Source organism: Olsenella uli, assembly GCF_016899935.1.
Lineage (GTDB): Bacteria > Actinomycetota > Coriobacteriia > Coriobacteriales > Atopobiaceae > Thermophilibacter > Thermophilibacter uli_B.
In genome coordinates, this window is the sequence record NZ_JACJJK010000114.1 from 1 (window position 1) to 235 (window position 235).

A 235-nucleotide genomic window follows, 5' to 3' on the forward strand; every position below is an offset into this window, starting at 1 on the left:
GGGACTTGTTTCAAAAAATATCATTACATGGCTGATGTCTCTAAAAAATTAGGGCAATCCTTTGATTTGATAGAAAAATGGAAGTATTTTATCATCAACCGACCCCGCCAGTACGGTAAGACCACAACTATGAATATTTTAGTGCATAAACTGCGCGAAATTGTCTTCTCTGTTTCAAAAGCCGAATCACCCACACGTTCAAAACTGATACTGAAAACAAGATAGTCGCTCATTT

General features: G+C 37.0%; 1 protein-coding gene. It reads left to right on the forward strand.

The annotated features are described in order from the left end of the window. A partial coding sequence (locus H6A07_RS10070; RefSeq protein ID WP_204814772.1) for a hypothetical protein occupies positions 1-225 on the forward strand: 225 nt, incomplete at its 5' end. Between the last annotated feature and the right edge of the window lie 10 nt (positions 226-235).